24 protein-coding genes and 1 pseudogene are annotated in these 26,837 nt (G+C 72.1%); 15 read left to right on the forward strand and 10 right to left on the reverse strand.

The window, feature by feature from the left end; genetic code table 11:
• Positions 1–20: 20 nt before the first annotated feature.
• Positions 21–356, forward strand: a pseudogene (locus ACWCRJ_RS12470) (SDR family NAD(P)-dependent oxidoreductase); the annotation flags it as partial.
• Between the two features lie 65 nt (positions 357–421).
• Here ACWCRJ_RS12470 and ACWCRJ_RS12475 read toward each other — a convergent pair.
• Positions 422–1,201: a DUF3050 domain-containing protein gene (locus tag ACWCRJ_RS12475; protein ID WP_450939245.1), complete on the reverse strand. Its 780-nt coding sequence runs from the start codon at positions 1,199–1,201 to the stop codon at positions 422–424.
• Between the two features lie 177 nt (positions 1,202–1,378).
• Between ACWCRJ_RS12475 and ACWCRJ_RS12480 the strand changes: the two genes are divergently transcribed.
• Genes ACWCRJ_RS12480 through ACWCRJ_RS12505 form a run of 6 tightly spaced genes read left to right on the forward strand, consistent with a single transcriptional unit; the run spans position 1,379 to position 9,437 of the window.
• The gene (locus tag ACWCRJ_RS12480; protein ID WP_450939246.1) at positions 1,379–2,020 is read left to right on the forward strand and encodes an antibiotic biosynthesis monooxygenase; all 642 of its coding nucleotides are present in this window, start codon (positions 1,379–1,381) and stop codon (positions 2,018–2,020) included.
• Positions 2,021–2,050: 30 nt separating this feature from the next.
• A complete protein-coding gene (gene pabB / locus ACWCRJ_RS12485) occupies positions 2,051–4,171 on the forward strand; it encodes an aminodeoxychorismate synthase component I (RefSeq protein WP_450939247.1) in 2,121 nt (706 codons plus the stop codon).
• Positions 4,168–5,790, forward strand: coding sequence for a benzoate-CoA ligase family protein (locus ACWCRJ_RS12490; protein WP_450939248.1), 1,623 nt, complete (start codon positions 4,168–4,170; stop codon positions 5,788–5,790). The genes pabB and ACWCRJ_RS12490 overlap by 4 nt, the downstream gene beginning before the upstream one ends.
• A 4-nt stretch (positions 5,791–5,794) precedes the next feature.
• A complete protein-coding gene (locus tag ACWCRJ_RS12495) occupies positions 5,795–7,423 on the forward strand; it encodes a class I adenylate-forming enzyme family protein (RefSeq protein ID WP_450939249.1) in 1,629 nt (542 codons plus the stop codon).
• Positions 7,420–8,619, forward strand: a complete 1,200-nt coding sequence (locus tag ACWCRJ_RS12500) for an FAD-dependent monooxygenase (protein WP_450939250.1) — start codon at positions 7,420–7,422, stop codon at positions 8,617–8,619. Before ACWCRJ_RS12495 ends, ACWCRJ_RS12500 begins: the two co-directional genes overlap by 4 nt.
• A 23-nt stretch (positions 8,620–8,642) precedes the next feature.
• Complete coding sequence (locus ACWCRJ_RS12505; RefSeq protein WP_450939251.1) at positions 8,643–9,437, forward strand: aminotransferase class IV; 795 nt, start codon at positions 8,643–8,645, stop codon at positions 9,435–9,437.
• Between the two features lie 108 nt (positions 9,438–9,545).
• On the opposite strand, the gene ACWCRJ_RS12510 is transcribed toward ACWCRJ_RS12505, so the two are convergent.
• Entirely contained in the window at positions 9,546–10,031 is a 486-nt protein-coding gene (locus ACWCRJ_RS12510) for a carboxymuconolactone decarboxylase family protein (RefSeq protein WP_450939252.1), read from the reverse strand.
• A gap of 134 nt (positions 10,032–10,165) precedes the next feature.
• On the opposite strand from ACWCRJ_RS12510, the gene ACWCRJ_RS12515 reads away from it, so the two are divergent.
• Positions 10,166–10,861: a L,D-transpeptidase family protein gene (locus tag ACWCRJ_RS12515; RefSeq protein WP_450939253.1), complete on the forward strand. Its 696-nt coding sequence runs from the start codon at positions 10,166–10,168 to the stop codon at positions 10,859–10,861.
• Positions 10,862–10,901: 40 nt separating this feature from the next.
• On the opposite strand, the gene ACWCRJ_RS12520 is transcribed toward ACWCRJ_RS12515, so the two are convergent.
• On the reverse strand, positions 10,902–12,104 hold the full coding sequence (locus ACWCRJ_RS12520) for a Gfo/Idh/MocA family protein (RefSeq protein WP_450939254.1): 1,203 nt from the start codon (positions 12,102–12,104) through the stop codon (positions 10,902–10,904).
• A 167-nt stretch (positions 12,105–12,271) separates the two neighbouring features.
• On the opposite strand from ACWCRJ_RS12520, the gene ACWCRJ_RS12525 reads away from it, so the two are divergent.
• Both ACWCRJ_RS12525 and ACWCRJ_RS12530 read left to right on the forward strand, forming a co-directional pair.
• On the forward strand, positions 12,272–13,432 hold the full coding sequence (locus ACWCRJ_RS12525) for an ROK family protein (protein ID WP_450939255.1): 1,161 nt from the start codon (positions 12,272–12,274) through the stop codon (positions 13,430–13,432).
• 78 nt (positions 13,433–13,510) lie between these two features.
• Positions 13,511–13,693 carry a hypothetical protein gene (locus ACWCRJ_RS12530; RefSeq protein ID WP_020115084.1) on the forward strand — a complete coding sequence of 61 codons (183 nt, stop codon included), beginning with the start codon at positions 13,511–13,513 and terminating at the stop codon, positions 13,691–13,693.
• Positions 13,694–13,752: 59 nt separating this feature from the next.
• Here the strand turns inward: ACWCRJ_RS12530 and ACWCRJ_RS12535 are convergent, their stop codons facing one another.
• The 3 genes from ACWCRJ_RS12535 to ACWCRJ_RS12545 all read right to left on the reverse strand — a co-directional run bounded on the left by ACWCRJ_RS12535 (position 13,753) and on the right by ACWCRJ_RS12545 (position 16,602).
• Positions 13,753–15,132: a S1 family peptidase gene (locus ACWCRJ_RS12535; protein ID WP_450939256.1), complete on the reverse strand. Its 1,380-nt coding sequence runs from the start codon at positions 15,130–15,132 to the stop codon at positions 13,753–13,755.
• Between the two features lie 100 nt (positions 15,133–15,232).
• Positions 15,233–15,766, reverse strand: a complete 534-nt coding sequence (locus ACWCRJ_RS12540) for a GNAT family N-acetyltransferase (protein WP_450939257.1) — start codon at positions 15,764–15,766, stop codon at positions 15,233–15,235.
• On the reverse strand, positions 15,763–16,602 hold the full coding sequence (locus ACWCRJ_RS12545) for an SAM-dependent methyltransferase (RefSeq protein ID WP_450939258.1): 840 nt from the start codon (positions 16,600–16,602) through the stop codon (positions 15,763–15,765). The genes ACWCRJ_RS12540 and ACWCRJ_RS12545 overlap by 4 nt, the downstream gene beginning before the upstream one ends.
• Before the next feature lie 288 nt (positions 16,603–16,890).
• Between ACWCRJ_RS12545 and ACWCRJ_RS12550 the strand changes: the two genes are divergently transcribed.
• Together ACWCRJ_RS12550 and ACWCRJ_RS12555 are read left to right on the forward strand one after the other, a co-directional pair.
• Positions 16,891–17,526, forward strand: a complete 636-nt coding sequence (locus ACWCRJ_RS12550; RefSeq protein ID WP_450939259.1) for an HAD family acid phosphatase — start codon at positions 16,891–16,893, stop codon at positions 17,524–17,526.
• Positions 17,527–17,617: 91 nt separating this feature from the next.
• Positions 17,618–18,007, forward strand: a complete 390-nt coding sequence (locus ACWCRJ_RS12555; RefSeq protein ID WP_450939260.1) for a PPOX class F420-dependent oxidoreductase — start codon at positions 17,618–17,620, stop codon at positions 18,005–18,007.
• A gap of 43 nt (positions 18,008–18,050) precedes the next feature.
• Here ACWCRJ_RS12555 and ACWCRJ_RS12560 read toward each other — a convergent pair whose 3' ends face one another.
• The 4 genes from ACWCRJ_RS12560 to ACWCRJ_RS12575 form a co-directional block, all read right to left on the reverse strand.
• Positions 18,051–18,752 (reverse strand): response regulator, encoded by a 702-nt coding sequence (locus ACWCRJ_RS12560; protein WP_450939261.1) that lies wholly within the window; start codon positions 18,750–18,752, stop codon positions 18,051–18,053.
• An 81-nt stretch (positions 18,753–18,833) separates the two neighbouring features.
• Positions 18,834–20,837 (reverse strand): FtsX-like permease family protein, encoded by a 2,004-nt coding sequence (locus ACWCRJ_RS12565; RefSeq protein ID WP_450939262.1) that lies wholly within the window; start codon positions 20,835–20,837, stop codon positions 18,834–18,836.
• 118 nt (positions 20,838–20,955) lie between these two features.
• Positions 20,956–21,639, reverse strand: coding sequence for an ABC transporter ATP-binding protein (locus tag ACWCRJ_RS12570; RefSeq protein WP_450939263.1), 684 nt, complete (start codon positions 21,637–21,639; stop codon positions 20,956–20,958).
• Positions 21,640–21,674: 35 nt separating this feature from the next.
• Positions 21,675–22,043, reverse strand: a complete 369-nt coding sequence (locus ACWCRJ_RS12575; RefSeq protein WP_450939264.1) for a hypothetical protein — start codon at positions 22,041–22,043, stop codon at positions 21,675–21,677.
• A gap of 163 nt (positions 22,044–22,206) precedes the next feature.
• On the opposite strand from ACWCRJ_RS12575, the gene ACWCRJ_RS12580 reads away from it, so the two are divergent.
• The 3 genes from ACWCRJ_RS12580 (at position 22,207) to ACWCRJ_RS12590 (ending at position 26,806) form a co-directional block, all read left to right on the forward strand.
• Entirely contained in the window at positions 22,207–23,451 is a 1,245-nt protein-coding gene (locus ACWCRJ_RS12580; protein ID WP_450939265.1) for a sensor histidine kinase, read from the forward strand.
• Positions 23,452–23,527: 76 nt separating this feature from the next.
• Entirely contained in the window at positions 23,528–24,328 is an 801-nt protein-coding gene (locus ACWCRJ_RS12585; protein WP_450939266.1) for a peptidoglycan-binding protein, read from the forward strand.
• A gap of 90 nt (positions 24,329–24,418) precedes the next feature.
• A complete protein-coding gene (locus tag ACWCRJ_RS12590) occupies positions 24,419–26,806 on the forward strand; it encodes a SpoIIE family protein phosphatase (protein WP_450939267.1) in 2,388 nt (795 codons plus the stop codon).
• Positions 26,807–26,837: the final 31 nt, after the last annotated feature.

Consider the following 26,837-nt stretch of genomic DNA (forward strand, 5'->3'; position numbering starts at 1 on the left):
AGTTGGATGCCTGAGGTGTCTACAGCGCCGCCAAGGCGGGCCTGATCTCGCTCACCCGCACCCTCGCCGGGGACGCCGCGCCGCGCGGGGTCCGCGTCAACCTCGTGGCCCCCGGCACGATCCGCACCCCCGGCTGGGCGGGCCGGGAGTCCCATCTCGACGACCTCGCCGAGATCTATCCCCTGGGCCGGGTCGGGGAGCCGGCGGACATCGCGGCGGCCATGGCCTTTCTCGCCTCGCGGGACGCGGCCTGGATCACCGGCACGACCCTGCGCGTGGACGGCGGTCTGCTGGCCGTCAACACGTCGTTCGAGCGCGTGGCCCGTGCATGGCGGGAGGCGGAGAACGAGGCATAGAGGCGGCCGTCCGAAGGTGCCCGGCCGCGCTCTGCCGTCCAGAAGGTGCCCGGCCGCACGCGGCCTCACCCCATCGCCGCGACGATCCCGTCCCAGAACCGTGCGCGGGCCTCCAGCGCCGCCGTCGCCGTCTCCACCGCCTCCTCCCACCGCCGGTCCTCCCCACCGCACAGCTCCGCCACCATGGCCATCGCCATCGGCGTGTGCTCCTCCCCGTCCACCTCGATGTGCCGCGCGAGATAGTCGCAGAACAGCGGGAACCGCTCGGTGCCCTCCTTCTTGATCACCTGGTCGAACATGTCCGGGATCAGATCCTCGCGGGAGAACGCGAAGGCGGCGGCCCGGCAGTGCAGCGGCCCTTCCTGGATGATCTCGAAGGTCGTGCGGACGAACTCGGCCGCGGGGCCGGGTACTCGGGCGACCCGCAGTGCCGCGGGCACGTCGTGGCCCTCGCCGACGAGCCCGAGGAACGTGTCGAGGCGGGAGGTGTCCGCGCCCGCCTCGCTCATGCCCGCCCGGTACAGCTCGAAGTGGCTGGTGAACCCGCCGTTCAGCTCGTCGCTCTCCTCGACCAGCACGATGTCGTTGACGAGCCGTCGGCCGACCGCGGACCCGCGCGGCACCCAGGGGACGTCCACACAGGTCAGGTCCCGCTGGAGGGATTTCAGGAGGGACATGAAGTCCCAGACCGCGAAGACATGGTGTTCCATGAACACCGCCATATCGGCGCGTGTGTCGATGCGCTGATAGACCGGATGTGCGGTGACTTCTTTCCGTACGGGTTCGATCGCGGCGCGCGCCCGGTCGATTCCGTCGTGGTTCATATCCCAGTCGTACCTGGACATCGGCTCTCCTTCGTCTCCGGCAATTCCCCCCGAGCCTGTGGATGATGGTGCTCCTTTTCCGACTGGTCGGGCAACCGCTTCCCGGATTTGCCGGAAGTTACCCTGGCGTACCTCTCGACAGAACACGTCAAGGCATCTGAAACGCTGTCATAAACGTACGATCCGGACACCTTGAAAATGTTCGTTGAAGATTTGAACGGGGTCTTGGTTCCTCTCGTATTCGACGTCGTGAGCAGGAATCCCGTTACCGTCACCGTCGCGTACCAGGTGGTGCCGGGGCGCGAGGCCGACTTCCACTCATGGGGGTGGGCCGCGCTGCGTACGAGTGCGCAGCAGCCGGGTTTTCTGGGAGGTGGCGTACTCGTCGACGGAGAGGCGGATTGGCATGTGGTCTACCGCTTCGACAGCGAGGATACGGCCCGGACTTGGGAGAACTCCGTGGTCTGGGCTCAGTGGTCGGCCCGTGTCGACGCGCTGGCGCAGGAGACCGGGCGCCGGAGCATCGCAGGGTCCAGGGCCTGGTTCGACTCCCAGACCTCCCGGGCCCCGGCACCTGCCGGCCCCCCGGGGCCACCCCCGAAATGGAAACTGTGGCTGGTGAACATGAGTGCGGTCTTCCCGCCCGTGCTCTTATTCAACCTGCTGATACTTCCCTATCTCAACGACCTGAATCCGCTTTTTCGTACACTTCTGCTGTGTCTGGCCGTGACAGCCATTGTCACCTGGATTCTCATGCCGAGACTCCAGCGTTTCCTGAAGAAATGGCTGTACCCGCCGCTGCAGGCGCTGCGCGGCCGGCACAAACGACGGACCGCCTAGGTCCGCGAACGATCAGAGGGGGGTGGGCGGGTGAAGACCCTGCTCATCGACAATTATGATTCGTACACGTACAACCTGTTCCAGCTGATCGCCGAGGTCAATGGCGAGGAACCGGTGGTCGTGCTGAACGACGCCGCGGCCGAAGACATCCCGGAGCTGCGGGAATTCGACAACGTGGTGGTGTCGCCGGGCCCCGGGCACCCCTCGGAACCGCGCGACTTCGGCATCGCCGCCCGGGTGATCGCCGAGGCCGGGATCCCGGTGCTGGGCGTGTGCCTTGGCCATCAGGGCATCGCCGTGGGCGAGCGGGCCGATGTGGAGCCCGCCCCGTGGCCCCGCCACGGGCACCTGTCCACGGTCCGGCACGACGGACGCGACCTGTTCCGGGGGCTGCCCCAGAACTTCACGGTCGTCCGCTACCACTCGTTGTCCGTGCGCGAGCCGTTGCCGCCGACCCTGGAGGCCACCGCCTGGTCGGAGGACGGCGTCCTGATGGGGCTGCGTCACCGCGAACGACCGCTGTGGGGCGTGCAGTTCCACCCCGAGTCGATCCTGACCGACCACGGCCACCGTCTGCTGGTCAACTTCCGTGACCTCACGGAGGAACGGGCCGGCAGCCCGCGCACGAACAACACCGCGGTCATCTCCCTCAGCGGTGCGATCCCCCGCCCCCGGCGGGCCCCGGGACCCGCCTACCGGCTGCACACCCGCCGTATCGCCGGCGCGGTCGACGCCGAGGCCGCCTTCACCCGCATGTACGCCGACGCGCGGCACGCGTTCTGGCTGGACAGCTCCCGCGTGGAGCAGGGCCTGTCGCGGTTCTCGTTCTTCGGCGACGGCAGCGGCCCGCTCGCCGAGGTCGTCCGCTACGACGTCGACAGCGGCAGTTGCGAGATCGAGCGGGAGGGGCGCCCGACCCGCAGGGTCAAGGCGAGCGTCTTCGACTACCTGAAGCGCCAGCTGGCGAGCCGCAAGGTCGACGCGACGGGCCTGCCCTTCGACTTCACCGGCGGATACGTCGGCTACTTCGGCTACGAACTCAAGGCCGACACCGGTTCCCCGAACCGGCACCGGGCCCAGACCCCGGACGCCTCCTGGCTGTTCGCGGACCGGCTGATCGCGGTGGACCACCAGGAGGGCCACACCTACGCGGTCTGCCTGGCCGAGGACACCCCGGCGGCGTCCCGCGAGGCCGGCGACTGGCTCGATTCCGCGCTGGCCCAGCTGACCTTCATCGGCTCGGACACCACGGTCCCCCTGCGATCGGCCACACCGCCCTACCCGCGCGCCGCCGAACCCTGGCTCGTGCGCGACCGCGCCACCTACCTCGCCGACATCGACGCCTGCAAGGCCGAGCTGAACGCGGGCACGAGCTACGAGATCTGTCTGACCAACGCGGCCCGGTTACCCGCCCCGTACGACCCCTACGACTTCTACCGGGTGCTGCGCCGCATCAACCCGGCCCCGTACGCCGCCTTCCTCAGATTCGGTGACCTCGACATCGCGGGGTCGTCGCCCGAGCGCTTCCTGCGGATCACCCGCGACGGCATCGCCGAGGCCAAGCCCATCAAGGGCACCGCACCCCGGGGCGCCACCCCGGCGGAGGACGAGCGGCTGCGCGACGAACTGGCGGCGGACGCCAAGACCCGCGCCGAGAACCTGATGATCGTCGACCTGCTCCGCAACGACCTCGGGAGGGTCTCCCGCACCGGCTCCGTGAAGGTCACCCGCCTCATGGCCACCGAGACCTACGCCACCGTGCACCAGCTGGTCTCCACGGTCGAGGGCAGACTGCGCGAGGGCACCGACGCCGTCGACTGCGTCCGGGCCTGCTTCCCCGGCGGATCGATGACCGGGGCCCCCAAGCTCCGCACGCTGGAGATCATCGACTCGCTGGAGACCGAGGCGCGGGGCGTGTACTCCGGAGCCCTCGGCTACCTCGGGTGCAGCGGCGGCGCCGATCTCAACATCGTCATCCGTACCGCCGTGTTCCAGGACGGCCGTATGCATCTGGGCGCGGGCGGCGCGATCGTCCTCGACTCCGATCCGGCCGCCGAGTACGACGAGATGCTGCTGAAGACCGCGGCGCTGATGCGCGCCCACCGGGAGCACGCCTCCGCCCCGGCCGTCACCGAGGAGCCGACGCGATGACGATCACGACCACAGCGAAGCCCACCCGGCTCCCCGCCGACGCGGGCGCCCCCGGCAACCTCGCGGCGCACCTCGCGGCCCTCGCCGACCGCCGTGGCTGGACCGCCCGCCCCGCCTTCCACCAGGGCCACCGGGCCTACTCCCACGGCGAGGTGCACGACCTCGCGGCCCGCAGCGCCACGGTCCTCAGCGAGCACGGCGTCCGCCCCGGCGACCGCGTCCTCCTCGCCCTCCCCGACTCCGTCACCTGGGTCACCACGTTCCTCGCCCTGGCCCGCCTGGGCGCGGTCGCGGTCCTGGTGAACCCCGAACTCACCCCGCCGGAACTGCAGTTCATGGCGGAGGACACACAGGCGGTGCTCTGGGTGACGGGACCGGCGCTGGACACCTACATCCCGGCGCCCCGGTCGGGGCGCGGAGCCGCGGCCCCCGCGGCTCCGCCGCGCGGACGCGAGATGCCCCACCCGGCCCTCGGTGCCACCACCTCGCCGCCCCGCCTCGGGTCCGACCAGCTGACCGCCCTGAGCGCCACGGCCGCCCCCGCCCGGCACGCCCACCCCGTCGACGCCCACACACCCCTGTACATCCAGTACACCTCCGGTACCACCGGGCGCCCCAAGGGCGTCGTCCACGTCCACGGCGACCCCAGGACCTACCACGACCTCATCGGCCGCCGGCTCCTGCGCATCACCCCGGACGACGTCACCCTGTCCGTCTCCCGGCTGTACTTCGCCTACGGCTTCGGCAACGCCCTCGTCTTCCCCCTCTTCTCCGGCTCCTCCGCCGTCCTCACCGACCGCCGTCCCACCCCCGCGGCGGTCGACGAACTCGTCGCCCGGCACCGCGTGACCCTCCTCTACTCGGTGCCCTCGGCGTACGCGGCCCTGGTCACCGACCGCGCCGATGGCCACGAGGAATGCTTCGCCTCGGTGCGCGCGGCGGTGTCGGCCGGTGAGGGCATGCCCGCCGGACTCGGCAAGCAGGTCACCGAACTGCTCGGCGCCCCCGTCCTCGAACAGATCGGCTCCACCGAGGCCGGACACGCCTTCTGCGCCAACGGCTTCGACCACAACCACCCCGGCACGGTCGGCCGGCCCGTCCCCGGCTTCGAGGTCGAACTCCGCGACCGCGCGGGCGCCCAGGTCGCGGACGGCGAGGCCGGCGAACTGTGGGTGCGCGGCCCGACGGTGACCCCCGGCTACCTCAACCGGCCCGAGGAGACCGAACGCACCCTCGTCGGCGGCTGGCTCAACACCCGGGACCGGGCCGTGCGCGAACCCGACGGCACCTACCGGCACCTGGGCCGGGCCGACGACATGGAGATGGTCGGCGGCATCACCGTCTCCCCGCTGGAGGTGGAGGCCCTGCTGCGCACCCACCCCGGGGTCCGGGACGTCGCCGTGGCCGCCGTCACCGACGAGCGCGGCGCCAGCAGGCTGCGCGCCTTCGTCGTCCCCGTCCCGCCCATCAGGGTGGGCCTGGAGGCCGAGCTGATCTGCATGGCCCGCGACCGGCTCGCCGCCTTCAAGGTTCCCCGCAGCGTCAGCTTCGTGCCCACGCTGCCCCGCACCGCGACCGGCAAGCTCCGCCGGCACCTCGTCCGCCAAGGGGCGTGGTGACGCCATGGCCGACACCCTCATCCCCGCAGAAAGGCCCGGTCCCATGCGCGACCAGCTCCACGCCGACCGGCAGCCCGCACTCGCCCTCACCGGCCGCGGCTTCTACCTGGGCTCCATGTTCCGCGAGGCCGCCGACCGCCACGGCCCCGTCTTCGTCACCCTGGACCGGCCCCTCGACGTCCGCCCCGACCTCGGTACCGACCTCGCCTACACGACCCTGGCCGACGTGGTCGACGAACTTTCCGGCCGTCTCTGGGAAGCGGGCGTGCGCCCCTCCGAGGAAGTCGTCGTCCACAAGACGGACAACGTCGACATCGTGCTGCTGACCTGCGCGGTCTCCCGTATCGGCGCCGTCCCCGTCCTGCTGTCGCCCGGTCTCGCGGGCTCCGTGGTCGGGCAGCTCCTCGAACGCCTCCACCGGCCCTGGCTGATCACGGACAGGGCCAAGCTCGAAGGCACCCTGGCGGACGTCGGTCTGACCGGCCTGGTACGGCGCACCCTGTCCGTCGACGACGCCCCGGGCGCCGAACCGCTGCAGAAGTACGCGGGCGCCCCGACGCCGGCCGCCGTCCGTCTGCACCCCCGCGACCCCTCCCTCATCACCCACAGCTCCGGTACCACCGGCCTGCCCAAGCTGGCCGTGCACTGCCCGAACACCATGTGGAACCGGCTCGTCCCGCAGAAGGCCATGGGCTGGCCCACACGCGGCGAGACCGCCGCCCTGCACATGTCGTTCGTGCACTCGCGCTTCTACCACCTGCTCGGCGTCCTGCTGCACTTCGGCAGCCCGCTGGTCCTGATCATCGACCCGGAACCGTCGAACGTCGGGCCGCTGCTGGCCCGCCACCGCCCCGGCATCGTCGAGACCCACCCCAACACCTTCGTCCTGTGGGAGGAGCTGGCCGACGCGCCCGGAGCACCCCTGTCCCGCGTCCGCTCCTACGGCTCCACCTTCGACGCCATCCACCCGCGCACCGTGCAGCGGCTGTTGGACGCCTCCCGGCGGCGCTCGCCCTGGCTCATCCAGCTGTACGGGCAGAGCGAGACGGGTCCGGTCGCCTTCCAGTGGTTCACCCGCCGCAGCGCCGCCCGCGCCGACGGCCGCCGGGTCGGCATCGGCATCCCGGGCTTCACCCGGGTCCGGGTCGCCGACGACTCCGGCCGGCGGGTCGCCCCCGGCACCGCCGGCCGGATCGAGGCCCGCACCCGGGGCCGCATCCTCACCTACCTCGGCGCCCGGGAGCGCTACCTCCGCCAACTCGACAGCGGCTGGTGGCAGATGGGCGACATGGGTTACCAGAGTCGCTGGGGCGGCCTCTACCTCATCGACCGCGAGATCGACCAGATCGACTCCGTGCACAGCAACCTGGAGGTCGAGGACACCCTGATGTCCCGCCTGGAGGAGCTGCGCGAGGTCGTCATCGTCCCCGGCGTCGACCGTGAACCCGTCCCCGTGGTGTGCGTGCGCGGCGAACGCCCCCTGGACCTGCGGCGCTGGCACGAGGCCACGGCCGACCTGCCCACCATGGCCGAGCCCCGGCAGTGGCGGTTCGAGGAACTGCCGATGACGTCCACCTGGAAGGTCAAGCGGGTCGAGATCACCCGCATGCTCACCGAGAGCGCCCGCGCATGACGCCCCCCGTCCCCGTCCCCGTCCCCGTCCTCGTCGTGGGCGCCGGCCCCGTGGGCCTCTCCGCCGCCCTCGCCCTGCGCGCCCACGACCTCCCCGTCACCCTCCTGGAAGCCGACCCGGAGGGCCGCGAACGCCCCGGCAGCCGGGCCCTGTTCGTGCATCGCGAGACCCTGGAACTCCTGGAGGGCATCCACCCCGGACTCGCGGTCAAGATCGCCTCGTACGGCCGGACCTGGCACACCAGACGCACCCTGTACCGGGGCCGCGAGGTCTACGCCCGTACCTTCCCGCCGCCCACCGGCACCCCGCCCTTCACCAGCCTCCGCCAGGTCGACACCGAGCGCTTCCTGCTCGCCGCCTGCCGGGACGCGGGTGTGGAGTTCGTGTGGGACGCGCGGATCACCGCCGTGACGACCGATCCGGGCGGGGTGACCCTCACCGGCGAGGACGGCCGCACCTGGACCGGCGTCCACGCGGTGGCCGCCGACGGCGCCCGCTCGGCCGTCCGGCGTGAGCTGGGCATCCCGATGGAGGGCACCCACGGCGAGGGCTTCCACGTCGTCGCGGACATCGCCGACATCCCCGGGGCCGAACTGCCCCTGGAGCGGGTCTTCCACTACGAGCACCCGGCGCTCGGCGGCCGCAGCGTGATGCGGGTGCCGTTCACCGGCGGCTTCCAGCTGGACCTGCAGTGCCGCGACGACGACGCGACACAGGAGTTCGGCACCGAGGAGGCCGTACGGCGCTGGCTGCCGGAAGTGGTCGGCGACGGGTACGACGAGCGCGTCCTGTGGGTGTCCACCTACCGCTTCCTGCGCAAGGTCGCCGCCGAATTCACCGACCCGCACCGCCGGGTGCTGCTGGCCGGCGAGGCCGCCCATCTCTTTCCGCCGTTCGGCGCGCGCGGCATGAACAGCGGCATCGCGGACGCGGTCGCCGCCGCCCGCGCCATCGCCGACGGCACACCCGCGGCGGTCGACTCCTTCGCCGAGGTCCGGCGCTCGGCGGGGCTGTTCAACAGCGCCGCCGCCGGCACGGCCCTGGACCACCTGCGGCCCCGGCGGCGTATCGTCCGCGTCAAACAGCGGGCGGCGGCCGCCCTCGCCCCCGTGGTGCCCCGCTGCGGCGCCTGGCTGGAGCACGCCCCCTACGGACCCCGGCACGGCTCCCCGGCCGTCGCGGGCCGCAAGTACTGACCCGGAAGACCCAGGAGCACTGAGTGACACAACCGGCCATCGCGGAAGGTCTGCTGACCTGGTCACCCGAACACGGCCTCGTCCCCGGCCAGGCACACGGCGGCCGCCTCCTCGTCGCGGACTCGTGGCTGCTGCGCGACGGACGGGTGCGCGCATTCGACCGGCACCGCGAACGGTTCCTGCGATCCTGCGGCGAGTGCGGCGCACCGGCCCCGGCCCGGGTCGTCGACTTCTGGCGGGACATGACCCGGGCCCTGCCGCGCACGGGGGAGTGGTTCCCCCGGGTCGAACTCGCCGCCGGATCACTGGAGTTGCGGCTCCTGCTGCGCCCCGCGCCGGTCATCACGGCCGAGGTGCGGGTATGGGCGGCCGGTCAGCCCGACCCGCGGACCGTGCCCCGCCGCAAGGGGCCCGACCTGGACGCCCTGGCCCGCGTACGAGGACGGGCGGCGGGCGCCGACGCCGACGACGCCGTGCTCATCGCGCCCTCCGGCCTGGTGCTGGAGGCGGCCAGCTCCAGCGTCCTGTGGTGGGAGGACGACACCCTCTGCCTGCCGCCGCCCCGCCTGCCTCTGCTCCCCGGCGTCACCCAGGCCCTCGTCCAGGAAAGGGCCGCCCGCACCGGTGTCCGGGTCGCCCACCGCGAACGCTTCCTGGCCGAGCTGGACGGCCGCGAGGTGTGGCTCGTCAACGCCCTCCACGGCATCCGGCCGGTCGCCGCCTGGACCGGGCGCCCGATGACCGCGGGCCCGGTCGTCCACGCCCCGCAGTGGAGGACCTGGCTGGACAGCCTCATGGAGCCGTTGCCGGATCACTGAATCGACAGCTGCATACGGGCGCGGAAAAAGCGCCGGGCCGAAAGGAATTCGGCCCGGCGCTGAAAGTCGTTCAGAAATGGTGGCGGAAAGGTCTCGGCTGCCTCGGGATTACTTCTGGACGGGCTGGTAGGCCCCGGGAACCATACGGGTGGCAATCGCGATCCGGTTGTACGCGTTGATCACGGTGGCCGCCCAGATCAATGCCGCGACCTGCTGCTCGTCGAACACCTCGGCGGCGGCCGCGTAGACGTCGTCGGGCACCCGGCCGTCGGCGACGAGGGTCACCGCCTCGGTCAACGCCAGTGCGGCGCGCTCGCGTTCGGTGAAGAAGGGGGTCTCGCGCCAGGCGCTGAGCGCGTAGATCCGCTGCTCGGTCTCGCCCTGCGCGCGGGCGTCCTTGGTGTGCATGTCCAGGCAGAACGCACAGCCGTTGATCTGCGACGCGCGAATTCTGATCAGTTCGAGTATCTCGGGCTCGACCTTCGCGTCCTGGGCCGCGGAAACGGCGGCACCGTGCAAGGAGCCCATCGCCTTGGACACGTCGGGAGTTATTTTCTTGAGGGCCACACGAGAAGGGGAATGACTGTCGCTCATGGGGGAACTCTATATCCGAATTCCAGGCTGTGTAACTGTTTCGTCTCGACGTGGGCCGAACCACAACCGTGGGCGCCGACCGCATGTCTAGGCAGGCAGAAGCAGTGAAAACGTACGAAGGGGGAGGGCCCGGCATGGGGGACATAGGCAGAAGAGGCGCAGTCGCGCTCACGATCACCGGCCTGCTGACACCGCTCGCGCTCGCGATGGGCACCGCGCCCGCGCAGGCGGCGAGTTGTACGGCGACGAAGGGTCCGTACCAGAAGCAGGTGGAGAAGTTCCTCGGCCGGCCGGTCGACGGCAAGCAGTCCACCGCCGACTGCGAGGCCATCAGGGCCTTCCAGACCAAGCACGGCATCTCGCCGAACCTCGGCTACGCGGGCTCCGTCACCTGGGGCGTGATGGACCTGATGAACAAGCAGAAGGCCGTGGGCACGAACCCCAACGCGGCGGGCAAGTGCCCGACGAACAAGGGCCGTATCGCCTGTGTGAACCTGACCCTCCAGCTGAGCTGGATCCAGGACGGCGGCAAGCTCGTCTACGGGCCCGTCCCGGTCCGCACGGGCCGCGACGGCTACGAGACCCGCACCGGTCTGAAGAAGATCTACTGGCGGAACATCGACCACGTCTCGTCCATCTACCACGTGCCCATGCCCTACGCCCAGTTCTTCGACGGCGGTCAGGCCTTCCACTCCGTCGGCGTCAGCATGTGGAACCCGCCGGGCTCCCACGGCTGCACCAACATGACCAAGACGGACGCCAAGAAGTACTGGTCGCTGCTGAAGAAGGGCGACGACGTCTACGTGTACGGCCGCAAGCCGGGCACCTGACAGGCCATCAGGAGCCCGGCCGGCGGGCGGTGGCGGGACGTCACGCCCCGGGGGCGTCCCCGAAGTCCGGGATCTCCAGCCTGACGCCGCCCTGTCGCGCGGACTCGTGCGCGACGATGCCCGGCAGGGTGTAACGGGCCGCCACCCAGGCGTTGACCGACGGCAGGGTGCGGGTGTTGACGGCGGTCACGAAGTCGTCCACCAGGAAGTGGTGGCTGCCCTCGTGCCCGTTGTGCAGCTCGTCGAACTCCCGCGGCAGCCGCGACCGGTCGTGCACCGGCGCCGAACCGGAGGTGAAGGCGGCCCGCAGATCGGGCGCGATGTGCTGGAGGGAGGGATCGTCGGGAGACAGGGTCTGCTTGGGCTCCAGCAGCTCGCTGATGTCCGTCACCCCCTTCTTGTCCTGCCAGAACGCCACTGTGGCGAGCTGCTCCATGCTGGCCTCCGTGCCGAAGAACCGGAACCGCGACTCCCGGATCTGCGAGGGGTAGCCGACCCGCCGGAACTCGTTGGTCCGGAACGAGCCGCCGCCCGCCACCTCGAACAGGGCCGTCGCGTTGGAGAAGTCGTTGCCGAACTGGCTGACCTCCTTGTCGAACACCCCGTCCCCGCGCCCGTCCACGACCCCGATCGCCGACACGCTCACCGCGTGCGTCTGCCAGGCGCCCAGCACGCCGCCCACCGAGTGCGTCGGGTAGAGCAGCGGGGGATAGCTGGCGGTCCGCTTCCAGTCCTCGCCGCCGCTGTACTGGTAGGCCTCGTAGAACCCCAGGTCCATGTCGTGGACGTAGTCGCCCTCGGCGTAGAAGATCCGGCCGAACGCCCCCTCCGCGATCTGGTTGCGGGCGTGCACGGTCGCCGGGTTGTACTGGCTCGTCTCGCCCATCATGTACGTCAGCCCGGTCTCCCGGACCGCGTCGATGATCGCCGCGATCTCGCCGGTGGTGATCGCCATGGGGACGGCCGAGTAGACGTGCTTGCCCGCCGCCAGCCCCTGGAGGACCAGCGGCCCGTGCGTCCAGCGCTGGGTGAAGACGGCGACCGCGTCGACCGCGGGCGACTCCAGCATCGCCTCGTACGAGGGGAAGGTGCCGGCCAGGCCCTGGGTGGCCACGAGTTCCTCGGCCCGTTCGGGCAGCAGGTCCGTGACGTAGACGTCGCCGACGCCGGGGTGGGCCTGGAACAGCGTGGCGAACTGGCCGGAGAACTGGCCGGCGCCGACGATGCCGAGGGAGAACGTCATGTGAGGAATGTCCTTCTCTGCTGGAGAGTCACTGCCTACTTACTTTCGCCACGAAAGAATTGTGGCGTCAAGGGGGTGGCGGAAACCTTCTGGTGAGCGACCGGGCGGGCTGCTTCGGATAGATTGTTTCCGCGACGGAAGAAATCTGATGTGGGAGTCTGACCCTCATGACCGCACTCGCCGCCAGTTGGCTGCCGCTCAGTCCCGGGGAACGCGCGGTGGCGATCGAGGTGCTCGTGCACGGTCCGCTCTCGCGCACGGAACTGGCCCGGCGGCTCGGGCTCTCCGCCGGAAGCCTCACCCGGCTGACCAAGCCGCTGATCGAATCGGGCCTGTTGGTGGAATCCGCCGAGGGTGCCGCCCTCCCCGAGGCGCGTCAGGGGCGTCCCTCGCAGCCGCTGGACATCGTCGCCGAGTCCTGCGCCTTCCTGGGCTTCAAGATCACCGACGACATGGTGTACGGCGTCGTCACCACGCTCCGCAGCGAGATCGTCACCCGTCTCGACCGCCCCCTCACCACCCATGACCCGGAGCGGGTCGCCGACCTCCTCGCCGGCATGGCCGCCGAACTCGCCCGTACCCACCCCGCGCTCGCCGGCATCGGCATCGGGGTCGGCGGCTTCGTCCGGCGCCGCGCGGTGGTCGGGGAGTCGCCCTTTCTGTCGTGGCGTGACGTCCCGCTGGCCGAACTGGTCGAGGAGCGCACCGGGTTGCCGGTCGTCGTCGAGAACGACGTGGCCGCCCTCGTCGAGGCCGAGACGTGGTTCGGCGCGGGGCGCGGCCTCGACCGATTCGTCGTCCTCACCATCGGCGCGGGCATCGGTTACGGCCTCGTCCTGGGCGGGAGGCGGGTGGCGCATGCCGAGGAGGACCGGGGATTCGGCCGCCACTGGATCGTGGATCCCGCAGGACCGCTCACCCCCGACGGCAGGCGCGGCAGCGCCGTCTCCCTGCTCGGCATCCCCAGCATCCGCTACCAGGTGCGGGCGGCGACGGGGCGCGAGGTGACGTACGAGGAGATCCTGGCCGGTGCGGCCGACGGCGAGCCGATGTGCGCGCGGGTCGTCGGGGAGGCGGGGCGGGCGCTGGGCGCGCTGCTGGCCCAGATCGCCAACTTCGTGATGCCGCAGAAGATCCTGCTCGCGGGGGAGGGGGTGGGGCTGATGGAGGTGGCGGGAGAGACGGTGGACGAGGCCGTCCGCGCGCACCGGCATCCGCTGGCCGCGCCCGTCCCGCTGGAGACGAAGGTGTCCGACTTCCACGACTGGGCCCGGGGGGCCGCCGTGCTGGCCATTCAGGTCCTCGTGCTCGGGACGGTGGAGCCGTAAACGCAGAGTGATCAGCTTCACGGTCCGTAATGTCTGAAGTGGGACCTTTACTCACATCGGCTTCACGTTCGAGGACATATGGTTTACACCATGTCCACTACCCCTGATGTCGTCCTGGAAAGAGCGGAAGTACCGGCGCGAACGGCCGCCGAGGTCAACGAGGAGATCCGGGCGCTCTGGTTCCGGAGCGGCGGGACGTTGAACAGGGAGCAGCGGAGCGAGTACGAGCGTCTTGTCCTCGAATGGGCCGCCGCTTCGTAGTCCGTCGGCCGCGCCCCTCGCGGGGGCGCGGATCACCGGGGGCGTGGGCCCCTGGGGCCCTAACCCCAACTCCCCGAGTACTGGCGGCGGTATGCCTGCCGGTCCTGTTCCGTGCGGATGAAGCGGGTGGCCGCCAGGGCGACCATGCTGCCGGCGATGACCAGCAGGCCGGGCCCGACGTTGCGCGGGTCGACGAGGCGGTCGAGGAGGTCGGAGGCCGCGCCGATGGACTCGACGGGCTCCACGGATCCCGGCTCGGCCCCACCGGGAGCGGCGGCACCCTGGGAGTCGTCGCCGGAGGAGCCGTCGGCCGCCGCGGTCGGCTGGGCGGCGGACTGAGGCAGACCGGTCAGCCGGACGCCGAGGTCGTCGAGCGCGTCGGACAGGGGCTGGAAGAACGTCGTACCGCCCTCTTCGCAGTCGCCGTTCCCGCCCGAGGTCACCCCCAGGGCCACCCCCTCCGAGAACAGCGGGCCACCGCTGTCGCCCGGCTCGGCGCAGACCGTGGTCTCGATGAGACCGCTGACGGTGCCCTCGGGGTAGTTGACCGTGGCGTCGAGGCCGGTCACCTCGCCGTTGCGGAAGCCGCTGGTGCTGCCGCTGCGGAAGACCCGCTGCCCGACCGCCGCCTCACCGACGGAGGTGATGCGCACCCCGCGCCCGTCACCGACCGAGACGATGTTGGTCTTGTTGCTCGGCGCGTCCTGGAGGTACTGGACGAGTGAGTAGTCGGAGCCGGGGAAGTCGGTCTCGGTCGTCCGGCCGATCTCCTGCCGACCCTCGTTGTCCGAGAACCAGACCGAACCGGCCGGACCGCAGTGCCCGGCGGTGAGCATGAAGTCCCTCTCGCCGTCGGTCACGTTGAAGCCGATCGAGCAGCGCCCGCCGGTGCCGAAGATGGGCTGGGCACCGTTCAGCCGCATCGTGTACGTGCCCTCGACGCGCTCCATCCGCACGGACCCGCCGATCGTCTCGGCGAGATCGGTCAGGCTCGACCAGTCCTTCTTGGACACGGTGCTGTCGGCGCGCACCACGACCTCGTTGGAGGCGGGGTCGACGGCCCAGGATGTGCCCGCCACCCGGGGCGCGGAGCGCAGTGCCTTCGCGGCGGACCGCAGGTCCTCGCCGCTGAACTCGACCATCTTGGGGCGGGCGCCCGCCCGCTCGACCTCGGCGGCGGCCTTGTCGTCGGTGACCGCCACGACCGGCTTGCCGTCGTCGGCGATCCAGGTGCCCGCCGTGCGCTCGGAGCCCAGCTCGCGCACCAGGCCGTTCCCGGTGCCGGAGGCGGCCAGCACCGCACTTCGGGTCGCGGGCGGGGAGGTGGTGGGTTCGGTCGCCATCGCCGCCTGCGTGACCATCAGCGCTCCGCAGATCAGTCCACCGGCGGCCGTCAGCCGCGCCACCCGCTTCACGACTCGTCGTCGTGCGTGCCTCATCGCCTGGCTCTCCCGAACCCCGTCCGACACGGTGTCAACACCGCCAGGGCGTCCGGTCCTTGAGCGCCCTCCTCTTCTACGTGCGGGGGTCGGCACATGTTCACCGGTCCGCGTCGACGTATCCCAGTGTCCGGTTCATGGCGATCGCGCGCGCGTTGGCCGGGTGGTGCACCGTACGGACGGTGCTCACACCGCAGATCCCGGCGAAGCCGATGCCGAAGGTCTTCATGGCCACCGAGATGCCACGGCCCCGGTGGAGGGCTCGCACCCCGGTCATCTCGTTGAACACGAACCCGGACCGCCGTCGGTCCGAGGTGGCCGCCATGCCGATCCACCGGTCGCGGTCGAGGGAGTCGAGGGCGAGGACGACCCCGCGCGGATCGTAGGCGGGCACCTCGAAGCGGAGCCGGTGGTACTCGTCGTACGCGAAGAAGGGGCCGCGCCCCGGGATGTCCGCCGAGCACTCCTTGTTGAGTTCATACAGCGCCCGGCGGTGCCGTGGGGTGTCGCCGAGCTCGGAGAGGGTCGTCAGCCGGATACCGGAGGTTCGGCACCTGTCCACGTACGGCTGGAAACGTGCCAGGTCGAAGGCGGTGACGTCCAGTTGGAGCCGGACCATGTCCGTTCCCGTCAAGGCTTGCCTCCCACGCCGCAGTACATGGGCACGACCGAGGGTTCCCCACAACCGGGATCGCCGGTGGCCTCCGGTCGCCAGCGTGAGCACGAGACGATGCCGGGCTCCAGCAGGTCGAGTCCGTCGAAGAACCGGGCGATCTTCTCCGGGGTGCGCTGGGTCAGCGGCGGGATGCCGTGCTCGTTCCACCAGGCGGCCGCGATGTCCACGTCGGGCCACTCCGGGCTGGTGATGGTGTGGGAGAGCACCAGATGACTGCCGGAAGGCAGGGCCTCCAGCAGGTGGCGCACGATGCCGTACGGGTCCTCGTCGTCGCGGATGAAGGCCAGCACGTCGAGCAGCAGCAGCGCGACCGGCCGGGTCAGGTCCAGGGTGCGGGCCGCGTGGGCGAGGACCGAGTCGACGTTGCGCAGGTCCTCGTCGACGTGGTCCGTGCGGCCCTCGGGAGCGCTCGTCAGCAGGGCGCGCGCGTGCACCAGGACCAGCGGGTCGTTGTCGACGTAGACGATCCGGGAGTCCGGCGCGATGTGCTGGGCGACCTCGTGGGTGTTCTCCGCGGTCGGCAACCCGGCGCCGATGTCCAGGAACTGCCGGATGCCCACCTCGGCGGCCAGGTGACGTACCGCCCGCCCCAGGAACTGCCGGTCCGCGCGGGCGTAGTCGCCGATGCTCGGATACAGCCGGCGTATCTCGTCCCCGGCCTTCCGGTCGACCTCGTAGTAGTCGCCGCCGCCGAGCCAGTAGTTCCAGATCCGTGCCGCGGCGGGCCGCGTGGTGACGATGCGGCGGTTCAGCGAGGAAGAGGGGAAGTCCGGGGCTGCCGGGTTGTCCGTCACGGAGTCGACTCCTGGATCTTCTGTGAAGGTGCTTCATCCAACCGGCAATGTAGACCTGTCGGTTGGCCTTTGCCGAGACTTCGGCGATCTTCTCGGCGGCCGGACCGGACGGGTTCCGCCCGGCGCCGCCCGGCTTCGCGTGAGGGCCGCCCGACAAGGGTCGTCGCGACCCCTCTACTTATCAGTAACTCTTAGGTAGTCTCCCGGCCACCAATGGGCATGACCATGACCAGCGCGGCGGGGGTTTCATCGACCTCGCCGCTCTGACATGAGAAAAAGGGGACGAAGATGACAGGAAGCGGTGTGGGACGCCGCATCACCACGGTCGCCGCGGTGGCCGTACTGGGTCTGGGCGGTTCGGTGGCGGCGGCGGTGCCGGCGGTCGCGGCGCAGAGCGCGACCGCCGTCGGCGCGGCGGCGGCCGCCGAGGTGCCCTACGCGACCTGGCAGACGGACGTGAAGGCCGTCGTCGACACGGCCACGCCCTACGTACAGCAGCGCACCGCGAACTCCTCGGGGCAGAAGCTCGCCATCGTCTTCGACATCGACAACACGACGCTGGAGACGCACTACACGCCCTGGTACCAGCTGCCGACCCCCGCGCTGAAGCCCTCCCTGGCGCTGGCCAAGTACGCCAAGTCCCGCGGGGTCGCCGTCTTCTTCGTCACCGCCCGGCCGGGCATCATCGAGAGCGTCACCAAGTGGAACCTGAAGAACGTCGGTTACCCCGTCGACGGTCTCTACGTCCGTGACCTGCCCGATCTGTTCGCCGAGGTCTCGGCCTACAAGACCGCCTCGCGCGCGGACATCGAGTCCGACGGCTACACGATCATCGCCAACGTCGGCAACAACACCACCGACCTCGTCGGCGGCCACGCCGAGCGGACGTACAAGCTGCCCGACTACGACGGGCTGCTCGACTGACCCCGCCCCACCGTTCGTTCCTGGACACGGCCGTCGGTTCCCGCCGGCGGCCGTATGCCTGGGCTTCTCAGGAGGGCTCTAGACTCGCGCCATGGCCGACGACACCTCGCTCGACGCCCTCGGCGCGGGCAAGTACCTGCTGCTCACCACCTACCGCAAGAACGGCACCACCGTCCCCACGCCGGTGTGGGTGGTGCGGGACGGGGACGCGCTCGGTGTCTGGACGGTCGCGGACTCCTGGAAGGTCAAGCGCGTCCGTCACCGCGCCGACGTCCTGGTCGGCCCCTGCGACGTGCGTGGCAACCCCACCGGCGGCACCGTGCCCGCGCGCGCCGAGATCCTGGACGCGGCCGGCTCCGCCGCCTACCGCGGGCTCATCGCCCGCAAGTACGGCGTCCTCGGCCGCCTCACCCTGCTGGGCAGCCGGCTCCGCCGGGGTGGCGAGGGCACGGTCGGCATCCGCGTCACCCTCACCACGTAGGTCTCCTGGGCCGCCGCGAACTCATCGAGGGCCCGGGCGGACGTCACCCACGGTCGCCCGCGTGCCCCGTCCGCCACGCCCACGCCGCGATCTCCACCCGGTTCCGGGCGGCGAGCTTCAGCTGGATGCTGCCGAGGTGGGTCTTGACCGTGGAGAGGGAGACGAACATCGAGGCGGCGATCTCGGCGTTGGTGTGCCCCAGCGCGACCAGGCGCACGACGTCCAGCTCCCGGTCGGTCAACGGCTCCCGTGCGTGCGGGGTCCCGGGGCCGGGCGCGGCGCCCTGCTCCGCTGTCGCCGTCCTCTCCGTCGTGACGTGCTCGAGCAGCCGGACCGTCACCGACGGCGACACCAGCGCGTCACCCACCGCCGCCGCCCGGACGGCCTCGGCCAGCAGGGTCGGCCCGGAGTCCTTCAGCAGGAAGCCGCAGGCGCCGCCGCGCAACGCCCCGTAGACGTACTCGTCGAGGTCGAACGTCGTCACCACGACCACCCGCAGCGGATCGGCGACACCCGGACCGGCCAGCAGCCGGGTCGCCTCCAGCCCGTCCAGCCTCGGCATACGGATGTCCAGCAGACACACGTCGGGCCGCAGCTCACGGGCCAGCCGCACGGCCGTCTCCCCGTCGGCGGCCTCGGCGACCACGGTGATGTCCGGCTGCGCGTCGAGGAAGAAGCGGAAGCCGGTGCGGACCATGTCCTGGTCGTCGGCGATCAGGACCCGGATCGGGCTGCGGTCGTTCATGGGCGCATCATGCCTGAGCGGTGAAGGAGACCTGGCGGGGGGAGCGGGGAGCGGGACGGCCCGACGGGGTGACGCGGGGTGTCAGTCGGGGTCCTGGGCCCGTTCCGCCGTGACCTTCCGCAGCAGCGGCCTGCTCCCGGCGAGTGCCGCGAACATGGTGAGCGTGCCGAGGGCGACACAGAGGGCGAGACGCACGGCCCCCGACGCGTCCGGCTCCATGTGGAACATCTCGTCGACCTTCAGTCCGGCGTAGATCCCGGTCGCCGTCGTACCACCGGCGAGGACCACCAGGGGCAGCGCGGTCTCGCGCGTCCGGGCCCGGTCCAGGACCTTCAGCGGCGCACCGGCCAGCCGCAGCAGGCCGTAGACCCGGCGCCGGTCGAGCACCGTGGCCGCCGCGGTGAGTCCGGCGGAGGCGGCGGCCACCAGGAACCCCAGGGCCAGGACCGCGAGCCCCACCCGGCCGATGAGCCGGGTCGCCGTGTCCCCCTCGGCGTTGACGTAGTCCTGGGTGAACGGAAGGTTCCCGGGGGAGAGGGCGGACAGCGCGGTCGAGGCGGTGTCCCGTTGCTCCTGACCGCCGCGCACGTGGACCACGACGCCCTTGTCGCCTCCCAGCAGCCCCTCCCACGTGTCCGGGGCCGGCGTCTCCACCCGCGCCCGCACCTTGGCGTCCGCGAGCAACTCCCGTGCCCGTACGGCGAGTTCGCGCGGGTTCCCGTGCTCCGCGCGGACGGCCACCTGCCCCGGAAAGTCGTACCCCACGAGACCGACCTGACCGACGGTGAAGAACCCGGCGACGAGACCCGCCAGGACCAGACCGCTGACCGTGCGCCAGGCACCGCGGGGATCGTCACTGAGCCGGCGCGCGGCCAGCAGCGTGGCCGGGCGGCGCGCGAGGCGGCTCAACAGCCGCCCCAGCATGTCGACGACCCAGGGGCCGAGGGTCCAGAAGGCCCCGTACACCAGGACCACCAGCGCCAGCGTCCGGCCGGTGCTCAGCCCGCCGCCGTGGGCGCTCACCGCCACGTACAGCCCGACGGCGACGAACAGCACCAGCCGGATCAGCTTCGTCCGGCGCGGATCGGCCTGCTGGGCGACGCCCAGCGGGGAGCGGGCCACCCCGCGCAGCGTCGTCATGGCGCTGACCGACGTGAGCACGGCCACGAGCCCCACCACCGCGAGCAGCAGGGGCAGGCCGACCCACAGCTGTCCGGTGTACCAGGTGCCGATGCCGTACGGCACCCGCGCGAGGACCGGCAGCAGCAGGGTGTACGCGAGAGCGCCGAGGACACCGCCGGCCAGGCCCACCGCCGCCGACTCGGCGCCGGTCATCGCCAGGATCTGCCGAGGCGTCGCGCCGGCCAGGCGCAGCGCCGCGAGCCGCTGCTCCCGGCGGGCGGCGCCGAGACGTCCGGCGGCCGAGGCCAGCACGATCACGGGGACGACGAGAAGGGCGCCGCCGAGCACGGAGGCCTGCTGGTCGAAGGCGGTGAACAGGCTGGGCCGGGTGCCGTCGAAGCCGTCCACGCGGGCGCGGGCGGAGAGGGTGTCGAAGTCGCCGCCCTCCGCTGCCCGGGTGATCGCGGGGTCGGTGGGAGCGCGGCCCACGACCACGACGAGTTCCTCGGGGGAGGCGAGTCCGGCCTCGCCGATGGTGCCGTGGCCCGCCCCTGTGGGGAAGCGGTCCGCGAGCTGCCCGGCGGGCAGCTCGCGCATCAGCTTCGCCAGGGCGGGGGACAGGTAGGTGCGGCCGACGGCGGGGAACCGGTCCAGGCCGGGCGGTGCGGGGGTCCGGGGCCGGTGCGGGAGCTGGGCCAGGGAGACGACGGTGACGGGCTGGTGGCCGACGTAGGTCGTGCCCAGTGTCTGGACGGCGGTGGCCTGTCGCGCCGGTACGGCGTCCGGGGTGCGCCAGGCCGTGCGGTCGGCCCGGGCGCCGGCGCCCAGGTAGGCGGCGAGGAGGGTCAGCAGGACCAGCGCTCCGGTCGCCGCGGCGGCGGCGGAGAGGAGGTGGCTCTGCAGACCGCGCCTGCCGGAGGAGCGGGTCAGGTGCCAGGTGAGGGGCAGGACGGGGGAGCGCATCTTCTGGTCTCCGGTGAGTGGTGTGCCCGCGAGCTGGGCGGGATCGATCGGAGGGTGGACGTGGCGCGTGCGCGGCCGGTCGCGCGGTTTTCCGCGTCCCCGTGTGTTCCGGTGGCGCTCACGCCACCGTGTACTGGCTGTAGCCGCACACCCGGCCGTCCCGCACCTGCAGGACGCGGTCGCAGTGGGCGGCCACCTCCGCGTCGTGGGTGACCATGACCAGACAGGCGCCCTGTTCGCGGGTGACCGAGGTGAGGAGGCGGATGACCTCCTCGCCGGTGGACTGGTCGAGGGCGCCGGTGGGCTCGTCGGCGAAGACCACGTCGGGTTCCACGGCGAGGGCGCGGGCGATGGCGACCCGCTGGGCCTGACCGCCGGAGAGCTGGCCGGGGCGGCGGTGCTCCAGGCCCGCGAGGCCCAGCGGGGCGAACCACCTGCGGGCCTGCCGCACGGCCTGGCGGCGGGGTACGCCCTCCAGCATCAGGGGCAGGGCGACGTTCTCCTCGGCGGGCAGTTCGGGCAGCAACTGGCCGAACTGGAAGACGAATCCGAACCGCTTGCGGCGCAGCGCGCTGAGCTTGTTCTCCCCCCAGTGGTCGATGCGTTCACCGCGCAGCAGCACCTGGCCGTCGTCGGGACGGACGATCCCGGCGAGAGTGTGCAGGAGGGTCGACTTGCCGGAGCCGGACGGGCCCATGATGGCGAGGGACTGGCGCTCGGCGACCGCCACGTCCACCCCGGCCAGGGCGGTGGTGGGGCCGTACTTCTTGATGAGGCCGTTGCCGGCCAGGACGGTGTTCATGAGGTGCGGTACGGCCCTTCTCTGCTTGCGCTTGTCTACTTGCGCTCGAACTTCCAGGTGACGCTGGAGGCGTCGGCCTTGACGACGGTGACCGGGATGGCGAGGTCCTTGCCGTCGCCGTCCTTCGCGGTGCAGGTCACCCGGGTGCCGGCCACCGCCTTCAGGTCGGGGCACTCCAGGCCGGAGGTCTCGCCCCCGATCCAGGGCAGCGGGCTGTACTTGGACCCGGTGCGCCCGGCGACGATGTCTCCCTTGAGCGCCTTGTGCCCGTCCACGGTCACACTGGTGAACCGGTCGAGTCCGGTGGTGGACTGCGTACCGCTCATCGCGTAGGTGAGGGCTCCGCCGCCGACGGCCACCGCCGCCACGGCGGCGCCGGTGACGGCGAGGGGATTGCGTGTCATGAGGTGCTCCCGGTGGGAAGGGGTGGGGTTGCGGCACCCAACCTCTCCCGGCGGCGGTGGTGTCCGCCTCGGCCGAACGGCCAGGCTTCCCGGCCCGCCGACCAACGCCCGCTCAGCCGTTCGGCCGATCCGGCTGCCGCCCGGGCTGCCTACTGTGATGGGCGTGAACCTCCTGCTCGACACCAAGGAACCCGTGGGCGACGGCACCGGACGCCCGGCCCGGCCCGGCCGGCCGGGCTGTGTCACCGTCGGCGGCGTCGTGGCCCTGCTCCTGGCCTGTGTCTCGGACTTCCTCATCCTGTCGCTGGAGGACACCGACTGTCTGTGGCCGCACCTGTCCGCCGTGGCCGTGGGCCTCGCCGCGCTGCTGTGGCCCGCGCGCCGCCGGCCCGCCTGGCTGACCCCGCAGGTGCGCACCGGCGTACCCGCCCTCGCCGCCGCGGCGAACGTGGTGACCCTCCTCGTGGCGCGCCGCACCGGCGCCTTCGGCCCGGGACAGGCCGCCGTGCTGCTGTGTCTGATGGTGATCGCCATCCGCACCTGCCCGCCCGGCTGGGCGCTCGCCTGCGGACTCCTCGACGGTCTCGTCCTGCTCGTGCTTCCGCTGCCGTACTACGTCGTCGAGCCGGACGCCGGCCTCATCGGCGTCGCCATGGTCCTGTTGCTCATCGGCGGGAGCGCGGCCGCCGTGGCCGCCTACCTGCGCACCCTGGACAACCGCCGGGCCCGGGTCGTCACCGAGACCCGCCGGGCGGAGCGCCTCGCCATGGCCACCGACCTGCACGACTTCGTCGCCCACCACGTCACCGGGATCCTGGTGCAGACACAGGTCGCGCGGATGATGGCCGGCACCGAACCCGAGCGCCTGGACCCCGTCCTCGCCGGTATCGAGCGGGCCGCGACCGAGGCGCTGGCCTCGATGCGCCGCACGGTCGGCGTCCTGCGCGACCACGAGGAGGAGAGCGGCACCGCCGACCGGCGCCCGGTCGGGGATCTGGCCGGTATCGACGAGCTGGTGCGCGGCTTCGACGGCGTCGGCGGGGCCGACGGACGCGCGGCCCTGCGCCACGACCCCACCGTCCCCGCCGACCTGCCGCACGAGGTGCAGGCCGCCGCCTTCCGCGTGGTGCAGGAGGCCCTGACGAACGTCCGCCGTCATGCCGCCGACGCCACCGAGGTCACCGTCGACCTCCGTTACGCCCACGGTGATCTGGAGGTCGCGGTGCGCGACGACGGGCGCGGCGGTGCCCGGCTGCCGGAGGCGGCCCGGGGCGGCGGCTTCGGTCTCGTCGGTCTCACCGAACGGGTGACCGCGCTCGGCGGCCGGCTCACGGCCCGGTCGCGCGAGGACGGGCCCGGCTGGGAGACCGTCGCCGTGCTCCCGGCCGCCCCGGTGACGGCCGGGTGAGCTGAACCTCCCGGCCCGGCTTCCCGTATCTCCTCTCGGGGATGGCGGGAGACCGCGTGCACGGAAGGAGAACAGCGTGTCGAAACCGCCCGAACCGGGCCGGACGGCGAAGCGTCCCACGATCGAGCCGACCTATGTCATGCGCCGACGCCGGACCGAGGCCCTGGCCGAGTTGCTGCGGGAGTTCGAGCAGTACAAGGGGGCGGCCCCCGCGCCCGACGAGTACGAGACCGTCGCCGTACCGCCGGCACCCGAGCCGACGCCCGCTCCGGCGCCACCGCCCGAGCCCGCACCGCGGGCACAGCCCGCCGCCGAACGGATCCTGCCCCGGGTGGAGTACGAGACCGAGGAACTGCCCCCGGTCATGGTCGGCGAGGACTTCGGCTCCGGCACGGTCCCGCCGCGCGTCGAGCGGCGGCAGCGGCGGCGCGCGGCACCCGGCGGTGGATCGGGCCTGAAGCGCGCGGCGGTGGTCGTCGGTGTCGGCGCGGCGGCCCTCCTCGGCTTCGGCGCCGCGCTCCTGCTGCCCGGCGCCGACACCGAGAAGGAGGCGCGCACCGTCACCCCGAAACCGACCCCCTCGGCCCCCGCCGCCCCGGCGCCCGCGACCTCGGCACCCGCCCCGGACGGCGACGTCGACCCGGACGGCGCCGGCACCCTCCGCGAGGGCGACAGCGGCCCCCAGGTCTCCGAACTCCAGCAGCGGCTGCTCCGCATCCCCGACGTGTACGCGGGCGGCTCCACCTCGGGCCGGTACGACGGAGTACTGAAGGACGCGGTGGCCCGGTTCCAGCTCTGGTACGGCATCCGTGGGGACGAAACGGGCGTCTACGGCAACGACACCCGCCAGGACCTGGAGTCCCGTACCGCCCTCTAGCCCCGCGCGGCCCCGAGGCGGGCCGCGCACCCGGTACGTCACGGGCGGATCCGGGTTGTTGCCCCGCCTCGGACGGACCATCCTGTCCATATGGTGACGAAGGGGTCCCCCTCGCCGGCTGTCACGGACGGTGAGGCAATGGCGGTGGTCGACGCGCGCGGCCTCGTCGTGGGGTGGAGCGAAGGGGCCCGGCGGCTCACGGGGTACACCGCCGGGGACGTGACCGGGAAGCCGGCGGCCGACCTCGTCGACGGGGACGCGGCGGCGGTCCGGCGGACGCTGCTGGCGCACCGCGACGCGGTGGTGGACCTGCGCTACCGGGACGGGCGGCTGCAGAAGGTGGCGCTGCGGATCTGCCCCCTGCGGGGCGGGCCGGGGGAGCAGCGGCGGTTCGTCGTCCAGGCCGGGCCCGACCGGAGCGAGCGCGGTCTCGGCGAGCTGGCCTTCAAGCAGGCCTCGATGTCGATGTCCGTCTTCGACACCGAGCAGCGCTATCTGCGGATGAACGACTGGGCGTGCCGGGTCATGGGTCAGCCGGAGGAGGAGTTCCGGCACCAGTACTTCCCCGACACCGTGGAGGACGCCGAGCACAGCCGGGGATTCCTGCGTCACCTGGAGATCGTGGTGGAGACCGGGGAGCCGGTCCACTACGAAAGCTGGACCCGTTCGCCGTCCGGCCGGCGCATGCACGCCTGGAGCTTCGAGATGTGGCCCGTGCGGGACCGCTCCGGAGGGCTGATCGGCACCGCGCTCGCCGGGTTCGACAGCAGCGAGCAGTTCTGGGCCCGCCAGCGCCTCGCCCTGCTGAACGAGGCCGCCGGGTCCATCGGCACCAGGCTCGACGTCGTCCAGACCGCCCGCGAACTCGCCGAGCTGGTCGTGCCCCGGCTCGCCGACTTCGCCAGCGTCGACCTCCTGGAGTCCGTGCTGCGGGGCGAGGAACCCGAGATGGGCCCCCTGGACGGCGGTGTCCGACTGAGCCGCGCCGCTCACCAATCCCCCACGCCCGGTGTCCCGGAGGCGGCGATCGCCCTGGGCTCCGCAGACGTCTATCCCCCCGCCTCGCCGCCCGCCCGCGCCCTGCTCACCGGTGAGCCCGTGCTCACCGGCACCGGTGACGGCTCCCTCGACGAGTGGTTCGCCCGGCACGGCGCCCGCTCCAGCAAGCTCCGGGAGGCCGAGGACAACGACCTGTCGCTGATGGCCGTGCCGCTGGTCGCGCGGGGCACCACGCTCGGCGTGGCCGTCTTCGTGCGGCTCCTGACCCCCGAACACCCCGACGCCTTCGACCTGGAGGACGTGTCGCTCGCGGAGGAGCTGTGCAGCCGGGCGGCGGTCTGCGTCGACAACGCCCGCCGCTACACCAAGGAGCGGACGACAGCGCTGGCGCTGCAGCGCAGTCTGCTGCCGAAGACGGTCGCCGGACAGGCGGCCGTGGAGTTCGCCTCCCGCTATCTGCCCGCGCTGTCGCAGGCCGGGGTGGGCGGCGACTGGTTCGACGTGATCCCGCTGTCCGGGACCCGGGTGGCCCTGGTCGTCGGGGACGTCGTCGGGCACGGCATCCACGCCTCCGTCACCATGGGGCGGCTGCGCACCGCCGTGTGGGCGCTCGCCGACGTCGACCTGCCGCCCGACGAACTGCTCACCCACCTCGACGACCTCGTGGAGCACCTGGCCGCCGGTGACGGCACGGGCGAGGGGGAGATCGGCGCGACCTGCCTGTACGCGGTGTACGACCCGGTGGACCGCAGCTGCACGATCGCCTCGGCCGGGCATGTGCCGCCCGTGGTGGTGCGGCCCGACGGCGGTGTGGAGGTCGTGGAGGTGGTGGCGGGACCGATGCTCGGCGTCGGCGGACTCCCGTTCGAGGCGACGGAACTGGCGCTGCCCGAGGGATCCGTCCTCGCCCTCTACACCGACGGCCTGGTCGAGGCCCGCGACCGCGACGTCGACACGGGCACCGCCGCCCTGTGCGCCGCGCTGGAGGGGTCGGTGGGCAGTCTGGAGAGTGCCTGCGACACCGTACTGAAGGCGCTGCTGCCCGACACTCCGGGCGACGACGTGGCCCTGCTGCTCGCCCGCACCCGCGCACTCGACGCGGAACAGGTGGCCGTGTGGAACCTGACCGACGACCCGGCGCTGGTCGCCAACGCGCGCAAGCTGGCCACCGACCAGCTCACCCGCTGGGGGCTGGAGGAGGCCGTCTTCGTCACCGAACTCGTGGTCAGCGAACTGGTCACCAACGCCATCCGCTACGGCGGCGCCCCCATCCAGCTTCGCCTGATCCGCGACCGCGCCCTCATCTGCGAGGTCTCCGACGCCAGCAGCACCTCGCCCCATCTGCGCCGGGCCCGCAGCTTCGACGAGGGGGGCCGAGGCCTGCTCCTCGTCGCCCAGCTCACCGACCGCTGGGGCAGCCGCCCGAGCGGCGCGGGCAAGACCATCTGGGCCGAGCAGACCCTGCCGCCGAGCCTGTGAACGGCCGTCGGGGGCGGCTCGCGCCACCCCC

It is taken from the genome of Streptomyces sp. NPDC002324, assembly GCF_053593335.1.